The organism is Sphaerotilus mobilis (assembly GCF_004216565.1).
Taxonomy (GTDB): domain Bacteria; phylum Pseudomonadota; class Gammaproteobacteria; order Burkholderiales; family Burkholderiaceae_C; genus Sphaerotilus; species Sphaerotilus mobilis.
In genome coordinates this window covers 1,073,548-1,091,783 of sequence record NZ_SGWV01000007.1, presented here as the reverse complement: position 1 = coordinate 1,091,783, position 18,236 = coordinate 1,073,548, and the positions used below count along the sequence as shown (strand labels likewise).

19 protein-coding genes and 1 riboswitch are annotated in these 18,236 nt (G+C 71.1%); all 19 genes read right to left on the bottom strand.

The window, feature by feature from the left end; all coding sequences use genetic code 11:
• Nucleotides 1-14: 14 nt before the first annotated feature.
• Entirely contained in the window at nucleotides 15-1,364 is a 1,350-nt protein-coding gene (locus EV685_RS05110) for a cyclic di-GMP phosphodiesterase (protein WP_130480846.1), read from the bottom strand.
• A 163-nt stretch (nucleotides 1,365-1,527) separates the two neighbouring features.
• Nucleotides 1,528-2,448, bottom strand: coding sequence for a cell envelope integrity protein TolA (tolA, locus tag EV685_RS05105; RefSeq protein WP_242615425.1), 921 nt, complete (start codon nucleotides 2,446-2,448; stop codon nucleotides 1,528-1,530).
• Nucleotides 2,449-2,488: 40 nt separating this feature from the next.
• A complete protein-coding gene (locus EV685_RS05100; protein WP_130480845.1) occupies nucleotides 2,489-2,965 on the bottom strand; it encodes an ExbD/TolR family protein in 477 nt (158 codons plus the stop codon).
• 16 nt (nucleotides 2,966-2,981) lie between these two features.
• The gene (gene tolQ, locus EV685_RS05095) at nucleotides 2,982-3,686 is read right to left on the bottom strand and encodes a protein TolQ (protein WP_130480844.1); all 705 of its coding nucleotides are present in this window, start codon (nucleotides 3,684-3,686) and stop codon (nucleotides 2,982-2,984) included.
• A complete protein-coding gene (ybgC, locus tag EV685_RS05090; protein ID WP_130480843.1) occupies nucleotides 3,683-4,096 on the bottom strand; it encodes a tol-pal system-associated acyl-CoA thioesterase in 414 nt (137 codons plus the stop codon). Before ybgC ends, tolQ begins: the two co-directional genes overlap by 4 nt.
• A gap of 37 nt (nucleotides 4,097-4,133) precedes the next feature.
• Entirely contained in the window at nucleotides 4,134-5,744 is a 1,611-nt protein-coding gene (locus tag EV685_RS05085) for a serine/threonine-protein kinase (protein ID WP_130480842.1), read from the bottom strand.
• The gene (locus EV685_RS05080) at nucleotides 5,741-6,964 is read right to left on the bottom strand and encodes a pyridoxal phosphate-dependent aminotransferase (protein ID WP_275938337.1); all 1,224 of its coding nucleotides are present in this window, start codon (nucleotides 6,962-6,964) and stop codon (nucleotides 5,741-5,743) included. The genes EV685_RS05085 and EV685_RS05080 overlap by 4 nt, the downstream gene beginning before the upstream one ends.
• A gap of 25 nt (nucleotides 6,965-6,989) precedes the next feature.
• On the bottom strand, nucleotides 6,990-7,508 hold the full coding sequence (gene nusB, locus EV685_RS05075) for a transcription antitermination factor NusB (protein WP_130480840.1): 519 nt from the start codon (nucleotides 7,506-7,508) through the stop codon (nucleotides 6,990-6,992).
• A 17-nt stretch (nucleotides 7,509-7,525) separates the two neighbouring features.
• Complete coding sequence (gene ribH, locus EV685_RS05070; protein WP_130480839.1) at nucleotides 7,526-7,990, bottom strand: 6,7-dimethyl-8-ribityllumazine synthase; 465 nt, start codon at nucleotides 7,988-7,990, stop codon at nucleotides 7,526-7,528.
• 31 nt (nucleotides 7,991-8,021) lie between these two features.
• Nucleotides 8,022-9,119: a bifunctional 3,4-dihydroxy-2-butanone-4-phosphate synthase/GTP cyclohydrolase II gene (gene ribBA, locus EV685_RS05065; protein WP_130480838.1), complete on the bottom strand. Its 1,098-nt coding sequence runs from the start codon at nucleotides 9,117-9,119 to the stop codon at nucleotides 8,022-8,024.
• Nucleotides 9,120-9,181: 62 nt separating this feature from the next.
• Complete coding sequence (gene ribD, locus EV685_RS05060) at nucleotides 9,182-10,423, bottom strand: bifunctional diaminohydroxyphosphoribosylaminopyrimidine deaminase/5-amino-6-(5-phosphoribosylamino)uracil reductase RibD (RefSeq protein WP_420820804.1); 1,242 nt, start codon at nucleotides 10,421-10,423, stop codon at nucleotides 9,182-9,184.
• 97 nt (nucleotides 10,424-10,520) lie between these two features.
• Nucleotides 10,521-11,717, bottom strand: a complete 1,197-nt coding sequence (locus EV685_RS05055) for a hypothetical protein (protein ID WP_130480837.1) — start codon at nucleotides 11,715-11,717, stop codon at nucleotides 10,521-10,523.
• Nucleotides 11,707-13,047 carry a hypothetical protein gene (locus EV685_RS05050; RefSeq protein ID WP_130480836.1) on the bottom strand — a complete coding sequence of 447 codons (1,341 nt, stop codon included), beginning with the start codon at nucleotides 13,045-13,047 and terminating at the stop codon, nucleotides 11,707-11,709. Before EV685_RS05050 ends, EV685_RS05055 begins: the two co-directional genes overlap by 11 nt.
• Nucleotides 13,048-13,065: 18 nt before the next feature.
• On the bottom strand, nucleotides 13,066-13,815 hold the full coding sequence (locus tag EV685_RS20560) for a hypothetical protein (protein WP_165396712.1): 750 nt from the start codon (nucleotides 13,813-13,815) through the stop codon (nucleotides 13,066-13,068).
• A 26-nt stretch (nucleotides 13,816-13,841) separates the two neighbouring features.
• Nucleotides 13,842-14,300 (bottom strand): type IV pilin protein, encoded by a 459-nt coding sequence (locus EV685_RS05040; RefSeq protein WP_165396711.1) that lies wholly within the window; start codon nucleotides 14,298-14,300, stop codon nucleotides 13,842-13,844.
• Nucleotides 14,301-14,317: 17 nt separating this feature from the next.
• A complete protein-coding gene (locus EV685_RS05035; RefSeq protein WP_130480833.1) occupies nucleotides 14,318-14,911 on the bottom strand; it encodes a prepilin-type N-terminal cleavage/methylation domain-containing protein in 594 nt (197 codons plus the stop codon).
• A 120-nt stretch (nucleotides 14,912-15,031) separates the two neighbouring features.
• Nucleotides 15,032-15,475, bottom strand: coding sequence for a transcriptional regulator NrdR (gene nrdR / locus EV685_RS05030; protein WP_130480832.1), 444 nt, complete (start codon nucleotides 15,473-15,475; stop codon nucleotides 15,032-15,034).
• 36 nt (nucleotides 15,476-15,511) lie between these two features.
• The gene (gene glyA, locus EV685_RS05025) at nucleotides 15,512-16,762 is read right to left on the bottom strand and encodes a serine hydroxymethyltransferase (protein WP_130480831.1); all 1,251 of its coding nucleotides are present in this window, start codon (nucleotides 16,760-16,762) and stop codon (nucleotides 15,512-15,514) included.
• Between the two features lie 101 nt (nucleotides 16,763-16,863).
• Nucleotides 16,864-16,994, bottom strand: a riboswitch (ZMP/ZTP riboswitch).
• Nucleotides 16,995-17,088: 94 nt separating this feature from the next.
• The gene (locus EV685_RS05020; protein WP_130480830.1) at nucleotides 17,089-18,054 is read right to left on the bottom strand and encodes a transglycosylase SLT domain-containing protein; all 966 of its coding nucleotides are present in this window, start codon (nucleotides 18,052-18,054) and stop codon (nucleotides 17,089-17,091) included.
• Between the last annotated feature and the right edge of the window lie 182 nt (nucleotides 18,055-18,236).

Here is an 18,236-nt window from a genome sequence, read left to right as displayed (position 1 = left end):
GGTCGGCGTCCCGCTCACGCCACCTGGGCCTGGCGCTGGCTGGCCGGCTCCAGGTCATGGGCGAAGTAACAGTGGATGCGGCCACCGCGCGGTGCCAGCGCATCGACCACCGCGCGCGGCAGGTGCTGCGGATGGAGGCTGCGGCGGATGCCCAGGTCGGGCTGGCTGTTCAGGTGCAGCAGCTGCGTCTGGTCGGCCGGCAGGCGCGGGTCGTGCATCCGCACGGTCGGGCGCAGCGGGCGCGAGGGGTGCACCGCAACGACCAGCGCCAGCCTTTCGTCGCTGAGTTGCACGATCGAGCCGGGCGGGTAGACGCCCAGCAGCTTGATGAAGGCCGCGAGCACCGCCGGGTCGATCTGGGCACGCTGGTGTGCGAACAGCAGGGCCTGGGCCTCGTGGGGCGTGCGCATCGGCTCGCCGGGTCGCGGGTTGCACAGCCGGTCATAGCGGTTGACCAGCGCGACCACGCGCGCGGACACCGAGATCGCCGGCCCTGCCAAGCCCATCGGCAGGCCGCTGCCGTCATGCCACTCGTGGTGCTGGCCTATCACCCGCAGCACCTCGGCATCCAGGCCCATGGTCATGCCCAGCCGGACGCCCTGGGCGACGTGTTCACGGCATTCGCGCAGCTGCAGCGCCGGGTTGCTGGCATCGGCGTTGCGCAGGTGGTCGGGCAAGAGCAGCTTGCCGACGTCGTGCAGCAGCGCACCCAGCGCGAGGTCTTGCAGCGCCGCGCCGTCCAGCCCCAGGGCGCGGCCCAGCAGCAGGCTCAGCACGGTGACGTTCATCGCATGCTGCGACTGCGCCGTGCCGGCGGCCTCGCCGATCAGGCGCACAGTGGTGTCGGGGTCGCCGAGCAGTTCGTCGCACAGCCCGTGGGCCAGCGCCTCGGCGGCCTGACGGGCCTGTTGCGGTTGCGCGACCACGTCGCGCATGACGCTCTGCCAGCCGCGCGTGACCTGGGCATGTACCCGTTCGCTGTGGGCCAGGCTGTCGCGCTGGGCCTGCTGCTGTGCGCGGCGCTGGCGCAGGGCCGCATCGGGCATCGGCGCTGCAGATGGCGCCGGTGTGGCCGCAGCCGGGCCGGCTGTCGACGCCGACGTGGCACCGCGAAGGTCCAGCGTCCGAGCCTCGCACGCCTCGGCCAGCGCTGCCGCGTCGCTGGTTGAGCGCTGCACCCGGACCTCGTTCACGCCCAGCCGGCGCAGGGTCTCGATCTCGTCGACGCCATCAAGCCGGAAGCGTCCGCGCGGGAAGGGGTGGTCCATCCAGCCCAGGTCGAGGTGGATGAACAGCCCGGCCCGCAGCCGATCCACGGGCAGCATCAGGAAATCGTCGGAGGCGGGTGTGGCAGCGGAAGGCATCGGCGGCAGGTGTCGATGGGCCGAGCGTTCGGCCCCTTGCCGCTCATATCGGGCCTGCCCAAAGTCAACTTGAGCGCCACCGTGCGCTGCGTCACGACCGTGCCGCGTGGTTCGTGACGGGAGGCGCACCCGTTACGTTTGCCGCCGGCCAGTCGATGCCCGATCAGCGCTGGGTCGGGTCGAAGCTCAGCAGCATCACGGGCGGGATGCGGCCGTCGGTGTCGGCCGGCAGCACGTCGGTGCGGGTCAGCGCCCGCTGGACGGCCTGGTCCCAGTCCGGGTTGCCGCTGGACTTGACCAGGCGAGTGCCCATGATCTTGCCGTCCGGCGCGACCCGGACCTCGACCTCCGCCAGGATGGACAGGTCGCGGGCGCCCGAGTAGACGATGTTGGGCAGCACGCGGGCACGGATCCGCCCGGCATAGGTGGCCGACGGCGCAGCCGACACGGCGGCGCGGCCGCTGCTCGGCCCGGTGTTGTTGCCGACCGCCGGGTTGTCGTTGCCCAGCTCGCGGTTCATGCGCGCGATGTTCTCCTGGCGCTGCTTGCTGACCCGCTCGGCCTCGGCCTTGTCGAGCTTTTCCTGCGCGGCTTTTTCTTGAGCGGCCTTTTCCTGAGCGGCCTTTTCCTGCGCAGCCTTCACTTGTGCGGCCTTGATCTTCACCGCCTTGTCCTTCTCGGCGCGCTCCTTCTCGGCGCGCTCCTTTTCGAGCGCAGCCTTCTTGCGCTCGGCCTCGTCCCGGGCCGCCTTCTCCTTGTCGTCCTTCTCCTTCTGGGCCTTCTTCACCGCGATGTCGGCGTCGGCCTTCTGGGCCGGGGCCGGCGGCGGTGGCGGAGGTGCGGGCACCGGACGAGGCGCAGGGGCCGGCGGCGCGGGCGGAGGCGGCGGCGGTGCCATCGGCGCGGCGATCTGCGGCACGGCGGCCCAGAGTTCGGCCGACACGGTGTTGACGTCCTGGCGGCGCCAGGCCACGCCATAGGCGAGTGCGGCGACCAGCCCGGCGTGCACGAGCAGGGCGATGGTGAAACCGGTGCCCATGCCGTCGGGCGACGGCGGGCGGTGGAGGGCGTCGAAGGTGTTCAAGTCGGGTGCGTGGCAGTCACGACGGGGGTGTCGACCGGGCTCAGCTGCCGGTCGTGCGCACGGCCAGGCCGACCCGCGGAACGCCGGCCTTCTGCAGCGTGTCCATCACCTTGACGACGGCCTCGTACTTGACGCCCTTGTCGGCCGAGATGATGACTGGCACCTGCTTGGCGCCACCGGGCGCGGCCTGTTGCAGCGCCTGGACCCGGGCGGCGAGCTGGCGCAGCTCGATGCGTTCGCCGTCGGACGGCTTGCCATCGGTGACGGCCGGCGCACCAGGTGCGGCGCTGACCTTCAGGCGCAGCTTCTCGGCGCTGTCGAGGATGACCTCGACCACCCGGTCGGGCTGGCGTTGGGCCTGCCCGATGCTGGGCAGGTCGACCACGCCCGGGGTCATCAGCGGGGCGCTGACCATGAAGATGATCAGCAACACCAGCATGACGTCGATGAACGGCACCATGTTGATCTCGTTCATGGTGCGGCGGCGTCCATGGCCGCGACCGGCGACAGCGGGCATCTGCGTGCGCTCCGGCTCAGCGCGCCACGCCCTGGGGGGCGGACGCGGCCTGACCGACGTTGCGGGCCAGGATGTTGGAGAACTCTTCCATGAAGGTCTCGAGCTGGATCGCGATGCGGTCGATGTCGCGGGCGAAGCGGTTGTAGGCGATCACCGCCGGAATGGCCGCGAACAGGCCGATGGCGGTGGCCACCAGCGCCTCGGCGATGCCCGGCGCGACGGTGGCCAGCGTGACCTGCTGCAGGTTGGACAGGCCGGTGAAGGCATGCATGATTCCCCACACCGTGCCGAACAGGCCGACATAGGGCGAGACCGAGCCGACCGTGGCCAAGAAGGACAGGTTGTGCTCGATGGTGTCGAGTTCGCGCTGCAGGCTGGCGCGCATGGCCCGGCGGGCACCGTCGAGCAGGGCGCCCGGATCGGTCACGCGGCGCTCGCGCAGCTTCAGGTACTCGCGCATGCCGGCCGCGAAGATGCGCTCCATCGGCGCGCCGACCTCGGCGTTGCGTTCGCTGGCGCCGTAGAGCTCCTGCACGTTGCGGCCGGACCAGAACTCGCGCTCGAAGCCGTCGTTGCCGCCACGCACCTTGCGCAGGCCGATCAGCTTGCCGAAGATCACCGCCCAGCTGGCCAGCGACACGCTCAGCAAGATGGCCATGACCAGCTGGACGACCAGGCTGGCCTGGGTGACGAGGTGCAGGATGTTCAGGTCCTGATTCATGCGCGGGGTGGGTTCATCAGTGTTTCGAGGAGGTCGTCGGGCAGGCGGCACGGCGCGAAACGCGCCGCATCGACACAGCCGACACGGATGCGGCCCTCGGCGAGCACCGCATCGCCACGCCGCACCTGCTGATCAAGCAGCAGGCTGGCCCGGCCGGGCCGCTCGCGCAGCTCGCAGGTGACGTCGAGCGCGTCGTCGAGCCGGGCCGGCTGGCGGTAGCGGACCGAAGTATCGGCGACGACGAACAGCAGGCCCGTGTCCAGGCGCAACCGTTCCTGGGACAGGCCCAGGCTGCGCAGCCATTCGGTGCGTGCACGTTCGAAGTACTTCAGGTAGTTGGCGTAGAACACCACGCCGCCAGCATCGGTGTCTTCCCAGTAGACCCGCACCGGCCAGACGAAGCTGGACATCGGCATCGATGGGCTCGACCGGCCCGGCAGACCGGCGTCAACCATGGCCGACAGCCCACCAACCCAGCAGCAGCAGGACGCCCAGCACGGCAGCGGCGACGGCGGCCGACAGCCAGGGCGGGCGCGGCGGTTCGGCCGTCATCTCTTGGTCGGATGCTCCGGCGGTCTTGGCCGGGACCGGCGCTGGCGGCGCGGCGACCGGCGCGAGTTCGCCGAAGCCGCTCAGGCGATGGCTGTCGTCGCGGCCGGTGGCCGGGTTGGCGGCCGGCGGCAGCACGGCGCTGGCGCCATCGGCGCGCATGCGGACGTTGCTGGAGGGCGGGCGGCCGTTTGAGGACGTGGCCGGCAAGGGCAGGTCCGGCGTGCTGGGCAGCAGCAGGTCGGGCGAGGTCGGCAGGAAGCCGGTGGGCGGATGGGTCGGTGCGAAATCGCTCGGCGGCGGTGGCGTCGGGTGGGCGATCTGGGTCAGGCGCGGGCGGTCTGCGGGGGGCTGGATCGCCGTCGGTGGCGCAACCGGGGCGGCTGCCGGCGCGGCCACAGGTGCTGGCGCTTGCGCTGGTGCGGGCGGTTGGGCGGGCGGTTGGGCGGGCGCCGACTGGGCCGCCAGCCAGGTGCGCAGCTCGCGCGCCAACGCGCCAGCGCTGCGGGGCCGGGCGGCAGGGTCGACCTCGATGGCCTGCATCACCACCGCATCGAGCGCGACCGGCAGTCCCGGCGCCTGCAGCGACGGCCGCAGCGCGCCGCCTTGGCGGACCGCGCGGCGGATCTCGTCGAGCGTGGCGCCGTTGTAGGGGCGCTGGCCGGTCAGCAGTTCGTAGAGCACAACGCCGAGCGAGTAAACATCGCTGCGCGCATCGCATTCGCGGCCGTCGTACTGCTCCGGCGCGGCGTAGTAGGGCGAGCCGAAGGCGGCATCGTCGACATCGTGGTGGACCAGCCGGGCAAGGCCGAAGTCCAGCACCATCGGTCGCGTCCGTCCGACCATGAAGATGTTGGCCGGCTTGACGTCGCGGTGCACCACGCCCTTGCTGTGCGCGTAGCCCAGGGCGTCAGCCACCCGCCGCACGATCAGCGCGGCCTGGTCGGCACCCGGTCGCCAGCCGCCGCGCAGCAGCTCGGCCAGGTCCTTGCCGCGCAGCAGCTCCATCGCGATGTAGGCACCGTCGGCGCTGACACCGGCGTCGTGCACCGTGACGATGTGCGGGTTGCTCAGCCGGGCCGTGGCTCGCGCCTCTTCCAGAACCCGGGCCGACAGCGTCGCGCGCTCGTCGGGCGTGCCGTGGATGCTGATGATCTTGACCGCCACCTGCCGTGCCAGCAAGGAGTCGTAGGCCGACCAGACCGTGCCGACGCCGCCCGAGCCCAGCCGTTCGTCGAGCCGGTAGCGGCCGGCCGGACCGATCTGCGGCGGCGCGGCATCGGCGGCGGGCATCGCGCCGGGTTCGGTGTCCTCTTCGCCGTCCAGGCGCTGGGTGTTCTCGTGCCAGTCCGGGCGTGGCCCACCCAGGCTGACGTCGACAGCGGCGCTGCCATCGGACGGGTTGGCACCCGCATGCGCACCGGACACGGCGTCCAGCGGCCAGGCGTCGCTGTCGCTGCTGGCGGCGTTGAGCGGGGCGGCACCGCCCCAGGACGTCGGCTCGTTCATGGCTGAGGGGCCCGCAAGGTGCGGGCCAGTCGCTGGATGGCCGCCTGCAGCACGTCCATCGAGCTGGCGAAGGACAGGCGGGCGTGGTGGCCGGTCTCGGCATGGCCGAAATCCCGGCCGGGGGTCAGGGCGACGTGCGCGCGTTCCATCATGTCGAAGCAGAAGTCCCAGCTGCTGGCAGCGTGCGCCCGGGTGTCGAACCAGACGTAGAAGGCGCCGTCGGGCATCACCGGTACCGGCAGCCCGAGGGCTTCGAGCTGCGGCACCAGCCAGTCGCGGCGGGCCCGGAACTCGGCCCGGCGGCGTTCGCATTCGGCCAGCGTGGCGGGCTCGAAGCAGGCCAGCGCGGCATGTTGGGCCAGTGCCGAGGCACAGATGTAGAGGTTCTGCGCCAGCTTCTCGACCGGCGCGACCAGGGCGGGCGGCAGCACCAGCCAGCCGAGCCGCCAGCCGGTCATGCCGAAGTATTTGCTGAAGCTGTTGACGACCAGCACGTCCTCGCCGAGCGACAGCGCGCTGCGCCCGAGGGCCTGGTCGTAGCCAAGCGCGAGGTAGATCTCGTCGACGATCGTGACGCCGCCGCGCGCGCGCACCACGTCGACGATGCGGGCCAGTTCGTCCGGCGCGATCGAGGTGCCGGTCGGGTTGGACGGCGAGGCCAGCATCACGCCCCGCGTGGCCGGGCCCCAGGCCGCCGCGACCGAGGCCGCGTCGAGCTGGAAGCGCTGGGCCGCACCGGAGGGCAGCAGCCGTGGCGTGCCGCCAGCGGCCGTCACGAAATGACGGTTGCAGGGGTAGCTCGGGTCCGGCATCAGGATCTCTTCACCCGGCTCGACCAGCGCCGTACACAGCAGCTGCAGGGCGGCCGATGCGCCCGCCGTCACCACGATGCGGGCCGGATCGATGTCCAGGCCCCAGCGTTGGCCGTACCAGTGCGAGATCGCCGTGCGCAGCGCGGGCGTGCCGATCGCGGGCGTGTACTGGGTGCGGCCGTCGGCCAGCGCTTGTCGCGCGGCGTCGACGACCAGCGGCGGTGCGGTGAAGTCCGGCTCGCCGATGTTCAGGTAGAGCATCGGCTCGCCACCGCGTGCCGGATCACAGGCCGGGCTGGCGGCGATGCGATCGGCCGCCTTGGCGCACTCCATCACCCAGAAGGGTTCGATCTGGTCGACGCGACGGGCCAGTCGCCAGGGCGTGGCCGAGGCTGCGTTCGGGTTCAAGGTGATGCTGCGGCGCTGGCCGTTGTCAGCCCGCCGGACGGCGGTTGCGCTGCGCGGCAACCTCGACCGGTCGCAGCGTCGGTGCGATCTTGTCAAGCACGCCATTGACGTACTTGTGGCCGTCGGTGCCACCGAAGGACTTGGCCAGTTCGACCGCCTCGTTGATCGCGACCTTGTACGGGATGTCGACGCAGTGCTTGAGCTCGTAGCCGCCGATCAGCAGCACGCCGTGCTCGATCGGCGACAGCTCCTGGACGCGGCGGTCCAGGTGCGGCGTGATCAGCGCGTCCAGGTCGTCGATCTGGGCGATGCAGCCGTGCAGCAGCGCCACGAAGTGGGCGTTGTCGCACTTGGCGTGTTCTTCCTGCTCGCGCATGTGGGCATCGACCACGCCGACGTCGGCGCGGCTGATCTGCCACTCGTAGAGCCCTTGCAGGGCCAACTCGCGCGAGCGGCGCCGGGCCGACTTGGGGCGGGCCGTACCGGCTGCACCACCGGCGGCGGGGCCGCGCGGCTTGTGGGCCGGGCGGGTGTCGGGCTTCATGTCAGGCTTGGGCGCGTTCAACTCAGGTCTTCCAGCAGGTTGGCCATCTCGACGGCCACACGGGCCGCGTCGCGGCCCTTCTCTCCGGCGCGGGCCCAGGCCTGGGCGTCGTTCTCGACGGTCAGGATGGCGTTGGCGATTGGCGTGCCATGGTCCAGCGACACCCGGGTCACGCCGGCTCCGCTCTCGTTGGCGACCAGCTCGAAGTGGTAGGTCTCGCCGCGGATGATGCAGCCCAGCGCAATCAGCGCGTCGTATTCCTTCAGCTCGGCCATGGCCTGCAGCGCCAGCGGCACCTCGAGCGCGCCGGGCACCGTCACGTGGCGGATGTGCTTGGGCGACACGCCCAGCGCCTGCAGTTCGGCCTTGCAGGTCTCGTAGAGCTTCTCGGTGAGGGCGGCGTTGAAGCGCGCCTGCACGATGCCGATGCGCAGGTCGTGGCCGTCGAGTTCGCCGGCCACGCCCTTGTCTGCGTCTTTCATGATCGCGGTCCTGTTCGGGGTTCGGGGTGGGTCAGACGGCGGTGGTCGGCAGGAAGCCGGTCACCTCGAGGCCATAGCCGCCGGTCATGCTGGGGATGCGCCGCTGGTTGCTCAGCAGCTTCATCCGGCGCACGCCAAGTTCGCGCAGGATCTGCGCGCCGACACCATAGGTGCGCAGGTCCGAGCCGCTGCGTTGCGGCTCGAAGCCGTCGGGCTTGATCTGGGCGAGCAACTGATCGGCATCGCCGGCCGCATTGAGCAGCACCGCGACACCGCGACCGGCCTGCTGCAGCGTTGTCAGCGCCTGCGGCAGCGACCAAGAGTGGCGCGGCGTGCCGATGTCGAGCAGGTCGATGACCGAGAGGGGTTCGTGCACCCGGACCAGCACCTCGTCCTCAGGGGTCCACTCGCCCAGGCTCAGGGCGAAGTGGATCTGGCCGGTGCGGTCCCGGAAGGTGCGGCAGTCGAAGCTGCCCCAGGCGGTCGACAGGCGCTGGTTCGAGAGCGTCTCGATCAGCGTCTCGTTGCGGCTGCGGTAGGTGATCAGGTCGGCGATCGTGCCGATCTTCAGGCCGTGCTGTTCCGCGAAGACTTCCAGCTGCGGCAGGCGGGCCATGGTGCCGTCGTCGTTCATGATCTCGCAGATCACCGACGAGGGCGTCAGGCCGGCCATGCGGGCGAGGTCGCAACCGGCCTCGGTATGGCCGGCACGCATCAGCACGCCGCCGTCCTGGGCCTGCAGCGGGAAGACGTGGCCGGGCTGGACCAGGTCGGACGGCTGGGTCTCGCGCGCCACCGCCACCTGCACGGTACGGGCACGATCGGCCGCCGAAATGCCGGTCGTGACGCCCGTGCGGGCTTCGATCGAGACGGTGAAGGCGGTGCCGTGCTTGGTGCCATTGCGCGTGGCCATCGGCGGCAAGCCGAGGAACTCGCAGCGTTCGCGGGTCATGGTCAGGCAGATCAGGCCACGGCCGAACTTGGCCATGAAGTTGATCGCCTCGGGCGTCACCAGGTCCGAAGCCAGGACCAGATCACCTTCGTTTTCACGGTCTTCCTCGTCGACAAGGATGACCATGCGACCAGCGGCCAGCTCGGCCACCAGCTCAGGAATGGGGGAGATGGGCATCGTGCGATTGTAGGCGGGCGGGTCTGCGCGGACCGCCCGCATGGCCGATCAGGACGGCCTGTTCAGGCCTGCGCGAGGCCGTGCCAGCCGGCCAGGCGACCCTTGGGGCGGGCCCGCAGGCAGAGGTCCGCGCCGACCGGCCGAACGTCGGTCCAGTCGAGTTCGAGGGCCTCGTCCAGCGAGGCCAGCGGACCCCAGTGCCACATGCCGCGACCCAGGCCCAGCAGCTTGGGCGCCAGGTAGACCAGGAACTCGTCGACCAGCCCTTCGCGCACGAAGGAGCCGTTCAGCCGCTCGCCGGCCTCCAGGTGCAACTCGTTGACGCCGTGGCGTGCCAGATCGACCAGCATCGCGGCCAGGTCGACCTTGCCGTTCGGTCCGCCCGCCAGGTGGACCAGCTCGACCGGGGCGGCGTCGGGCCGCTGGCGGACCTGTTCCAGCCAGGCCGAGCGCGTCGCGTCGTCCACGCAGGTGTAGACACGCACGGCGCCCGGAGCGGCCAGCAGGCGTGCCGTCACCGGGGTGCGCAAGGGGGCGTCGACCACCACCCGCAGCGGCTGGCGCGGTGTCGTGACCAGGCGCACGTCCAGCCGTGGATCGTCGTCCAGCACGGTGCCCACGCCGGTCAGCACAGCGCTGGCCCGGCGTCGCCAGGCGTGGCCGTCGGTGCGGGCGGCTTCGGCGGTGATCCACTGGCTGGCGCCGTTGTCCAGCGCGGTGCGACCGTCCAGGCTGGCGGCGACCTTCAGCCGCACCCAAGGGCGCTGGCGCAGCACCCGCGAGAGGAAGCCGATGTTCTGTTCCCGGGCTTCGACCGCGCCGAGGCCCTGTTCGACGCGGATACCCGCCGCAGCGAGCCGTGCCAGACCTTGTCCGGCGACCTGCGGAAAGGGGTCGGTCAAGGCGGCGACGACACGCCCGATCCGGGCCTCGACCAATGCGTCCGCGCACGGCGGCGTGCGGCCATGGTGGGCGCAGGGCTCCAGCGTGACGTAGGCGGTGGCGCCGGCCAGGTTGTGCCCGGCCGCGCGAGCCATGCGCATGGCCATGACCTCGGCGTGGGGCCCGCCGACGCGTTGCGTGTGACCGCAGCCGATCAGCTGGCCAGCCACATCGGTGATGACGCAGCCGACCCGCGGGTTGGGCTCGGTCAGACCGAAGCCGCAGGCCGCCAGTGCCAGCGCCAGGCCCATCGCCGCATGGTCGGCCGCGTCGAAGCCGGCCACGGGCTGGAGCGCGATCGGCGCGGGCAGCGGTGACGGCAGTGGCACGGTCTCAATGGGCGTCTGGGCGGGTGTCGGCATGGCGGCGTCGGAAAGGCGAAGTGGCGTTCAGGGCGGAGCGCGATTTCAACCCAGTTTGGCGCCGGCCCCTTGCGGCCTTCACGGACCCCTGCTGCCTTCAAGGCGGCTGATGCGGCACGGTCGAATCGTCCAGCCAGTTCATGTCCAGGCTGCCCGGCAGACCGGCGGGCGCATCGCGGGGACAGGCGGCGCCCGCGCGCACGACCAGGAAGTTCTGGTCGCCCAGCGCGGTGTCGACCGCCCGGTGGACCGCCGGATGTTCGGCCGGGTCGACCTGTCCGTTGCGGTCATGGTCGGCGCTGTAGCGACAGACCCGTCGCACCGGCGGGGCCGGCGGCGGGCGGTTGACGAGGCCGATCGACCAGCCCTGCGGGACGATCTCGAGGCGGCCCGACCAGCGCGGCGGCTGGCCGGAGCCGCTGACCACACAGAGGTAGCGCACGACACCGGGCGGATGGGCCGCACCGTCGACCGGCAGGGCGCTCGGTGCGTCATGGCCGCAGTCGGCGTCCGGCGCGGTGTCGCCGGACGCGGCGGGCCGCATCGCCAGGTCCAGCGGCAGGGCGGCCGACAGCGGTGATTCGGCCTCGGCGGCGCCGGGGTGATCGGTGTCGGTCGCGAAGCGCACGACGCCGCCGATCAGCAGGCCGCCGGTCGCGATGCAGTCTTCGGCCTGCCGGACGCCATCGACTCGGCTCGCCAGGCCGCCGCAGCGGGCCACGACGGCACCGCTGGCGTCGTCGATCAGCCAGACCGCCGGCAGGCCGGCATGCGGTTGCCAGGCGCTGCGGCCGTCGCCGAGCGGGCTTGCGCTGGCCGGGATCAAGGCGTGGCGAGGTGTCGGCCGAGCTCGCCCACCAAGGTCCCGGCGCGGAGGAGCCCGGTCCAGAAGCACCGCGCCGGCCAGTTCTTGGTCCAGCGCGGGATCGGCTGGCATCAAGGTGTCGAGCGCGAGTCCGGCCGGCTGGCCGCGCCAGGCGTTCCAGCGCACCTGACTGCGCCGTGCGCGCAGGCCGGGGATGTCGGTGGCCAGGTCCTGCGTGGTCAGGAGATAGGGGCTGTCGGCGGGAAGCGCAGGCTCGGACGGGCCGCCGAAGCGCAGTTGCTCATGCAGCGACTGCACGATTGCCAGGGCCTCCAGGCGTTGCCGCTCATGGGCGCTGCTGCCCTGCATCAGCGTTTGCAGGCGCCACAGCGTCGCAAGCGCCGTGACCAGGGCCAGCAAGGCCAGCAGGGCCTCCACCAGGCCGATGCCTCGTGCGGGCCGCTGCCGTGGGGGTGCGTCAAGGACCATGGTCGCGCCAGCTGCCGGGCAAGGCGGTCCAGGTGCCGACGCCGCCGCGCATTCGTGCGAGGACAGACGGCCGGTGAACCAGATCGACCGGGCCAATCAGGCGGGCGTCGCCCCAGGTCGAGATCGCGCCTTGCCAGCGACCTCGGGGCAGACCGGGCGGGTCGTCGGATCGCCAGTCCAGCGCGTCGGCCAGCAGCCACCCAACGGCCTGCACCGCACCCGTCAACCGCACCGGTCCGTCGACCACCAGCAGCAGCGGTCGTTCGGCATCGCCCCAGCTGCCACCGTCGAGGCGCAGGGCGCCGTCCAGCCACACCGCGCGGTTGCCGTCGACCAGGGCCTGCGCCAGTTCGGCCGCGCCGCAACCCCCGTCCGGGCAGGCGACATGGCGCAGGCTGGGCAGGCGCCGCATCAGGCTGGCCGAGGCGCGAAAGTGGCGCCACCAGCGCGGGGCAGGATCCTGCAACCCGGCCTGTGTGTGGCGCACGGCGTCGTCGTGGTGACGGCCGGGCGCTGTGATCACGCGACTGTCCGGCGACAGGTTGACGTTGCCGCCCGCCTCGATCGCCATCGCACCTGATCCAGGTTCGCCTTGCACCACCCGGCTGCCGGGGCCCAGGCTGACCTGGGCCCCGGCCGAAAGTGCGGCGTCGGGCGGGAGCACCAGATCACCGAGCAGGGCCAAGGTCAGGCGCAGGTGCCGACGGGCGTCCGGCGTGACTGCGGCTTCGGCCCACTCTTCCCGGGCCATGCCACAGGCCGATGTCGCATGGCTGCAGCCGGTGACCTTGAGCGTCAAGGTGTTTCGGTGCGGCGGCAGCGTCTCCGCCAAGGGGCCGGGCACCAGCTGCATCAGCCAGGCGGGCCGTGAGCGGGGCGAGTCGGCCGACGCGGAAGGCTCCGGCGGGGCGGCGGCCTGGGTCTCGTTGACCGACCAGTGGCAGGCCCAGCCGCCCGGCGTGTCGTCGTCCTGCGTGCAGGCCACGGCGGCCGCGGCGTGGCGGGGCAGGACGCTGCTGGCGCCACCATCGCGGTCGGGCCAGACCAGCAGACGGTCCCTGGCGCGGCCTTGCGGGTCACCGGGGCGGTTGAGCTGGGCCAGCGTCCAGGCCAGACCGGCTTCGGCGGCCTCGAAGGCGGCTGCACCTTGCGCCAGGCGAGCGACGCTGCGGGTCTGTGCGATCAAGGCCTGATGGCTGTGCAGCAAGTAGAGCAATAAGCCGAGCAGGATCAACAGCAGTACCGGCAGGCTGCCGGCCCCCCGCTGGACCGCCGGCAAGGCGGCGGTCGGATGGGCGTGCCAGGCGGAAGGCGGGCCAGCGTGCGGCATGGTGGCGGTCCGGTGTGCTCAGGGTGGGCAATGGCCACGCAACTCGTCGTTGCGCACGCGGACCTGCCGGCTCAGCTGCCGGGTCCTGGCCGGCTCGGTCGGGTCGGTTGGGTCTTGGCCAGCCAGATCCAGTTGCAGCAGGCGGATCACACGTTGGGGCGGACACTGCGGGTCGCCGCTGGGGCAACGGGTCGTCGGACAGGTGGCCAGCAGGTCGATCACATGGTCGCGGCGCGTGACCCGCCAGCTCGACAGGCGCAGGCGTTGCGGATCGCTCAGTGCCTGCCAGTTGTCGCCGCTGCCGGGGAGCAACTGGGGGCCGGACTGGCGCAGGTCGATCGCGTGGGTCGAACCATTGAGACGAAGCGCGCCGGTCTCGTCGTGATCTCGGGCATGGTCTTCACGCAGGTCGGGGTGGTCGGTGCTGGCGCGGCCGTAGCTCCAGGCGGGCAGGGCAGTGGTCGTGACGGCCTCGGAGGAGGCTGGCGCGGGCGGCAGCAGGGCGGCGTGCGGGTTGGCGGGGCGCGTGGCGTCCGGTTCGTCGTGGGCGGGCCAGGCGTCATCGGCCCGGCCCCAGTGGCCGGATCGGCGCAGCTCGCGCACGGCCAGGTCGGCGACGACGTGCAGGGCCAGCGTCAGCCGCGCATCGGCCAGGCGCTGGCGCTGCTGGTCGAGCTGCGCCAGCAGCAGCGAGGCCGCACCGCCAACGATCAGCAGGCCGACCGCCAGTGCGACCAGCAGTTCGACCAGCGTAAGCCCCCCGGCCATTTGGCGCAGGCGCTGCGAAGGCCGTGTCACCAGCGGCCCCAGCAGCGCCGGTTGTCGCTGGCGTCATTGGCCAATGACCCGTCCGGTCCGGACCGACGGCGCAGCCGGCCCTGGTCGAGTTCAACGGCCAGGTGACGGCAGGCCCGGTCGTCCGCTTGCCGACCCACCGCGATCGCCTCGATGCGGTAGCCGGCTGCGGCGCTGGCGGCATCGGTGCCGACCGCCAGCCGGTAGTGGCCGGCCTCGCTGGTCGATGGCAAGGCCAGGCCGTCGTCGTCCAGCCCGGCGGCGTAGACGGCGGCACGGCTGCGGTGATGCTCCTGGGCTTGCTGCAGGCGCGCCAGTGCCGCCACGCCATCGGCCCGGCGCAGGCGCTGAAGCTGGGACTCGTAGCCCGGCCAGGCCAGGGTGGACAGGATGCCGGCCAGTGCCAGACCCACCATCAGCTCGACCAGGCCCCAGCCCGTCACCGGTGCGGGACACATGGCTGGGGTGCGGCGCGTCAGCATGTCGACAGCCCGCGCCAGCCCGGCAAGGTCGGATCGCTGACCACGCTGCACAGCCGTACACGTCCGAGCAGGTTGACGACATGGCGCAGCGGCTGCAGGCCGGCCGCGCGCAGCTCGATGCTGCCGCTGGGGCTGACGCCCCCTTGGCGCGGATCGGCCCTGAGACTGGTGATGTTGGCCCTCAGGACCAGGTCATCGGCCCGCCAGACTCGCGCCAGCAGCAGGTGGGCACCGTCCGTGCATCGGGGGATCAGCTCGCCTTGGCCATCGGGCTGGCAATCACAAAGGGCGGCATCGCCGTTGTGCATCAAATAGCAGCTGCCTTCGGCGCTGTGGCGGAAGGTCATGCGCAGGCCGGTGTCGCGGGCCACGGCGGTGTGGCGCAGCTCGGCCAGGTCGGCTTGCAACTGCGAGGAAGCGGCCTCGACCCGACGACGCGCCAGGTATTCGGTCCAACCGGGCAACACGGCTGACAGCAGGACGCCGATCAGCACCAGCACGACCAGCGCCTCCAGCAGCGTGTGGCCGTTTCGTGGCGACAGGCCGGGCGGGCAGGTCGGGTGTCGAAAACAGGGCAGGGCGGACATGGCAGGCTGGGCGCTCGGTGGAGAACCGGGCCAGTCTCTGTCTGCCTGCAGCGAACCTGTGTCCCCTGCGCGGGGGAGGGCACACCGGACGTCCCCCCCGTCGGAGGGGCGTCCGGGGGATCAGATTTCCTTGATCAGCTTACTGAACGCGTCGATGTCCTCGAACTCGCGGTAGACCGAGGCGAAGCGCACGTAGGCCACCTTGTCCAGGCGCTTGAGCTCGCGCATCACCAGCTCGCCGATGCGCGCGGTGGTGACCTCGCTGGAGCCGCTGGTGAACAGCTTCTCCTCGATGCGCGAGATCGCCGCATCGATCAGGTCGACGCTCACGTTGCGCTTGCGCAGCGCCAGGCTCATCGACGCGCGCAGCTTCTCTCGGTCGAACTCGCGTCGGTCGCCATTCTTCTTGGCGACGGCCGGCATCGCGAGTTCGGCGCGTTCGTAGGTCGTGAAACGCTTGTCGCAGGCACTGCAGCGGCGGCGTCGCCGCACGGCGTCACCTTCGTCGGACTCGCGGGTCTCGACGACGGTGGTTTCCTCGTGGGCGCAGTAGGGGCAACGCATGCTGGAACTACTCGCGCCGCTGCCGTGCCTGGGGCATCACTTGTAGACCGGGAAATCGCGCGTCAGCTGCGCGACCTCGCCCTTGACGCGCTCAATGACGGCCGCGTCGTTCGGCGCTTCCAGCACGTCGGCGATCAGGTTGGCGACCTGGCGGGCCTGGTCTTCCTTGAAGCCGCGGGTGGTCATGGCCGGCGAGCCGAGGCGGATGCCGCTGGTGACCATCGGCTTTTGCGGGTCGTTGGGGATGCCGTTCTTGTTGCAGGTCATGTGGGCGCGGCCCAGCAGCGCCTCGGCTTCCTTGCCAGTCAGACCCTTCGGACGCAGATCGACCAGCATCACATGGCTCTCGGTACGGCCCGAGACGATGCGCAAGCCGCGCTGGGTCAGCGTCTCGGCCATCACGGCGGCGTTCTTGACGACCTGTTCCTGGTAGACCTTGAACTCCGGCTGCAGGGCTTCCTGGAAGGCCACTGCCTTGCCGGCGATGACGTGCATGAGCGGTCCGCCCTGGATGCCCGGGAAGATCGCGCTGTTGATCTTCTTGGCGATCTCGTCGCCGCGCATCAGGATCAGGCCACCGCGCGGACCGCGCAGGGTCTTGTGGGTGGTGGTCGTGACGACATCGGCGTGCGGCACCGGGTTGGGGTAGACGCCCGCAGCGATCAGGCCGGCGTAGTGGGCCATGTCGACCATGAAGTACGCCCCGACGGCCTTGGCCACGGCAGCAAAGCGCTCGAAGTCGATGCGCAGCGCGAAGGCCGATGCGCCGGCGATGATGAGCTTGGGCTTGTGCTCGTGGGCCAGACGCTCCATCGCGTCGTAGTCGATGTCTTCCTGGGCGTTCAGGCCGTAGCTGACGACCTTGAACCACTTGCCCGACATGTTCAGCGGCATGCCGTGGGTCAGGTGTCCGCCTTCGGCCAGGCTCAGGCCCATGATGGTGTCGCCGGGCTGCAGCAGGCCGAAGAACACGGCCTGGTTGGCCTGCGAGCCGGAGTTGGGCTGGACGTTGGCGTGGTCGGCACCGAACAGCTTCTTGGCGCGGTCGATCGCGAGCTGCTCGACCACGTCGACATGTTCGCAGCCACCGTAGTAGCGGCGACCGGGATAGCCCTCGGCGTACTTGTTGGTCAGCTGCGAACCCTGCGCAGCCATCACGGCCGGCGAGGTGTAGTTCTCGGAGGCGATCAGCTCGATGTGCTCTTCCTGCCGGACGACTTCGGCGTCCATCGCGGCGGTGAGTTCAGGATCGATGGCGGCCAGGGTGTGGGTGGCGCGGTCAAACATGTGGGGCGGTCCGATGTCTAGGGTTGCAGGCCCTCGACCGGCGGCAACGTCCATCGGCTCGACCGATGGCGGTGCATCGGTGTCGACGGAGCTGACGTGGTGGAGGTTGCCCAGGCGCACGGCGGAAACCGGCAGGTCTCAAGAGCTTGAGTCGCTGCGGTCCACGCTCCCTGGTGGTGACCCACCTCGAACCGCGTTGCGCGGCCCTTGAACGCCAGTTGCGTGGCGGGCGGAGTGTAGCGGAAGGAGGCGTTTTCCCGACCCTGCACGGGCCCTGGGCGGGCGCCGCGCGCCGGACGCGAGCTGCGCGTCCGGCGCGGGTGTGGTCACTGGGCCAGGGCCAGCTTCGTGGCGGCGTCGTGGCCGGCGATCTTGGCGGGCTTGGCCGGCTTGCTCGGCGCAGCCGGTTTGACGGCGGCCTTGCCGGCCGGGACGCGGACGTCGGCGGTGGGCGAGGTGGGCGCGGCCGCGTCGACCGTCACGCCGTTCTGGGCGGTCGCCACCGGCGGCACCGGCAGGCGAGCCGTTGGCGGCACCGAGCGGCCTTGCAGCAGCTGCGTCATGAAGCCCTGTTCGGACATCACCTTGAAGGCATAACCGCCGTCATCGGTCAGGTTGGCGGCGCCGACGTAGTGACGCAAGCCCCCTTCGATCGAGCCGGCCGTGGCGATGCAGTCCTTGAGCACCTGCACGCCCACGCGCAGGTTGGTCAGCGGGTCGAATGCAGCGTGGTTGCCGCCGAAGGCCTCGTACTTGTCGTCATGGACGCGGGTCATCACCTGCATCAGGCCCTGAGCGCCCACCGAACTCTGCGCGAAGGGGTTGAAGCTGGACTCGATCGCGACGATGGCCAGGATCAGCGTCGGGTCGACGCCCACGCGCCGTCCCAGGCTCCAGGATTCCTGCACCAGCCGCGCCACCGGTTCCGGGGCGACCCGATAGCGGCGCGACAGCCATTGCGCGACCACCGCCTGCTGACGGCTCAGCTCGGATGGGTCGACCGCCGTGGCGCGGTCGACCGCCGACAGGTCACCCTGGTCGAACAGGTCGCCCGCATCGGTCGTGCGGGACTCCTGGCGTTGCAGCAGCCAGTCGAGCGCCTGCGCTTCAAGGGTGCCGCGGACATCGGCACGACCGCCGACCACAAAGGCCGCGCTGAGCACCGCCAGACCGAGCACGGCCAGGCTGTTGTGACCCACGGCGAGCAAGCCGTGGCCCAGATCGGCCAGAAAAACACGCGTCGATGCCAGGAAGGCGTCGCGCACCTGTGCCCAGGATTGGAATGTGGACATGACACTCCTTTCACTTCTCAGGCGAGGTGTTCAGCGACTCACGGCCGAAGGGCTGGCCGGGCTGACACCTCGATAATCCCGCCGCTTCGGACTGCTGTGGCTGAGCCGGCGATGCGCACAAGGCTCAGCTGCGGAGGGGTCGAATGGCTCGGGTTGATGGATTGGTACAAACCCGAAGCCGG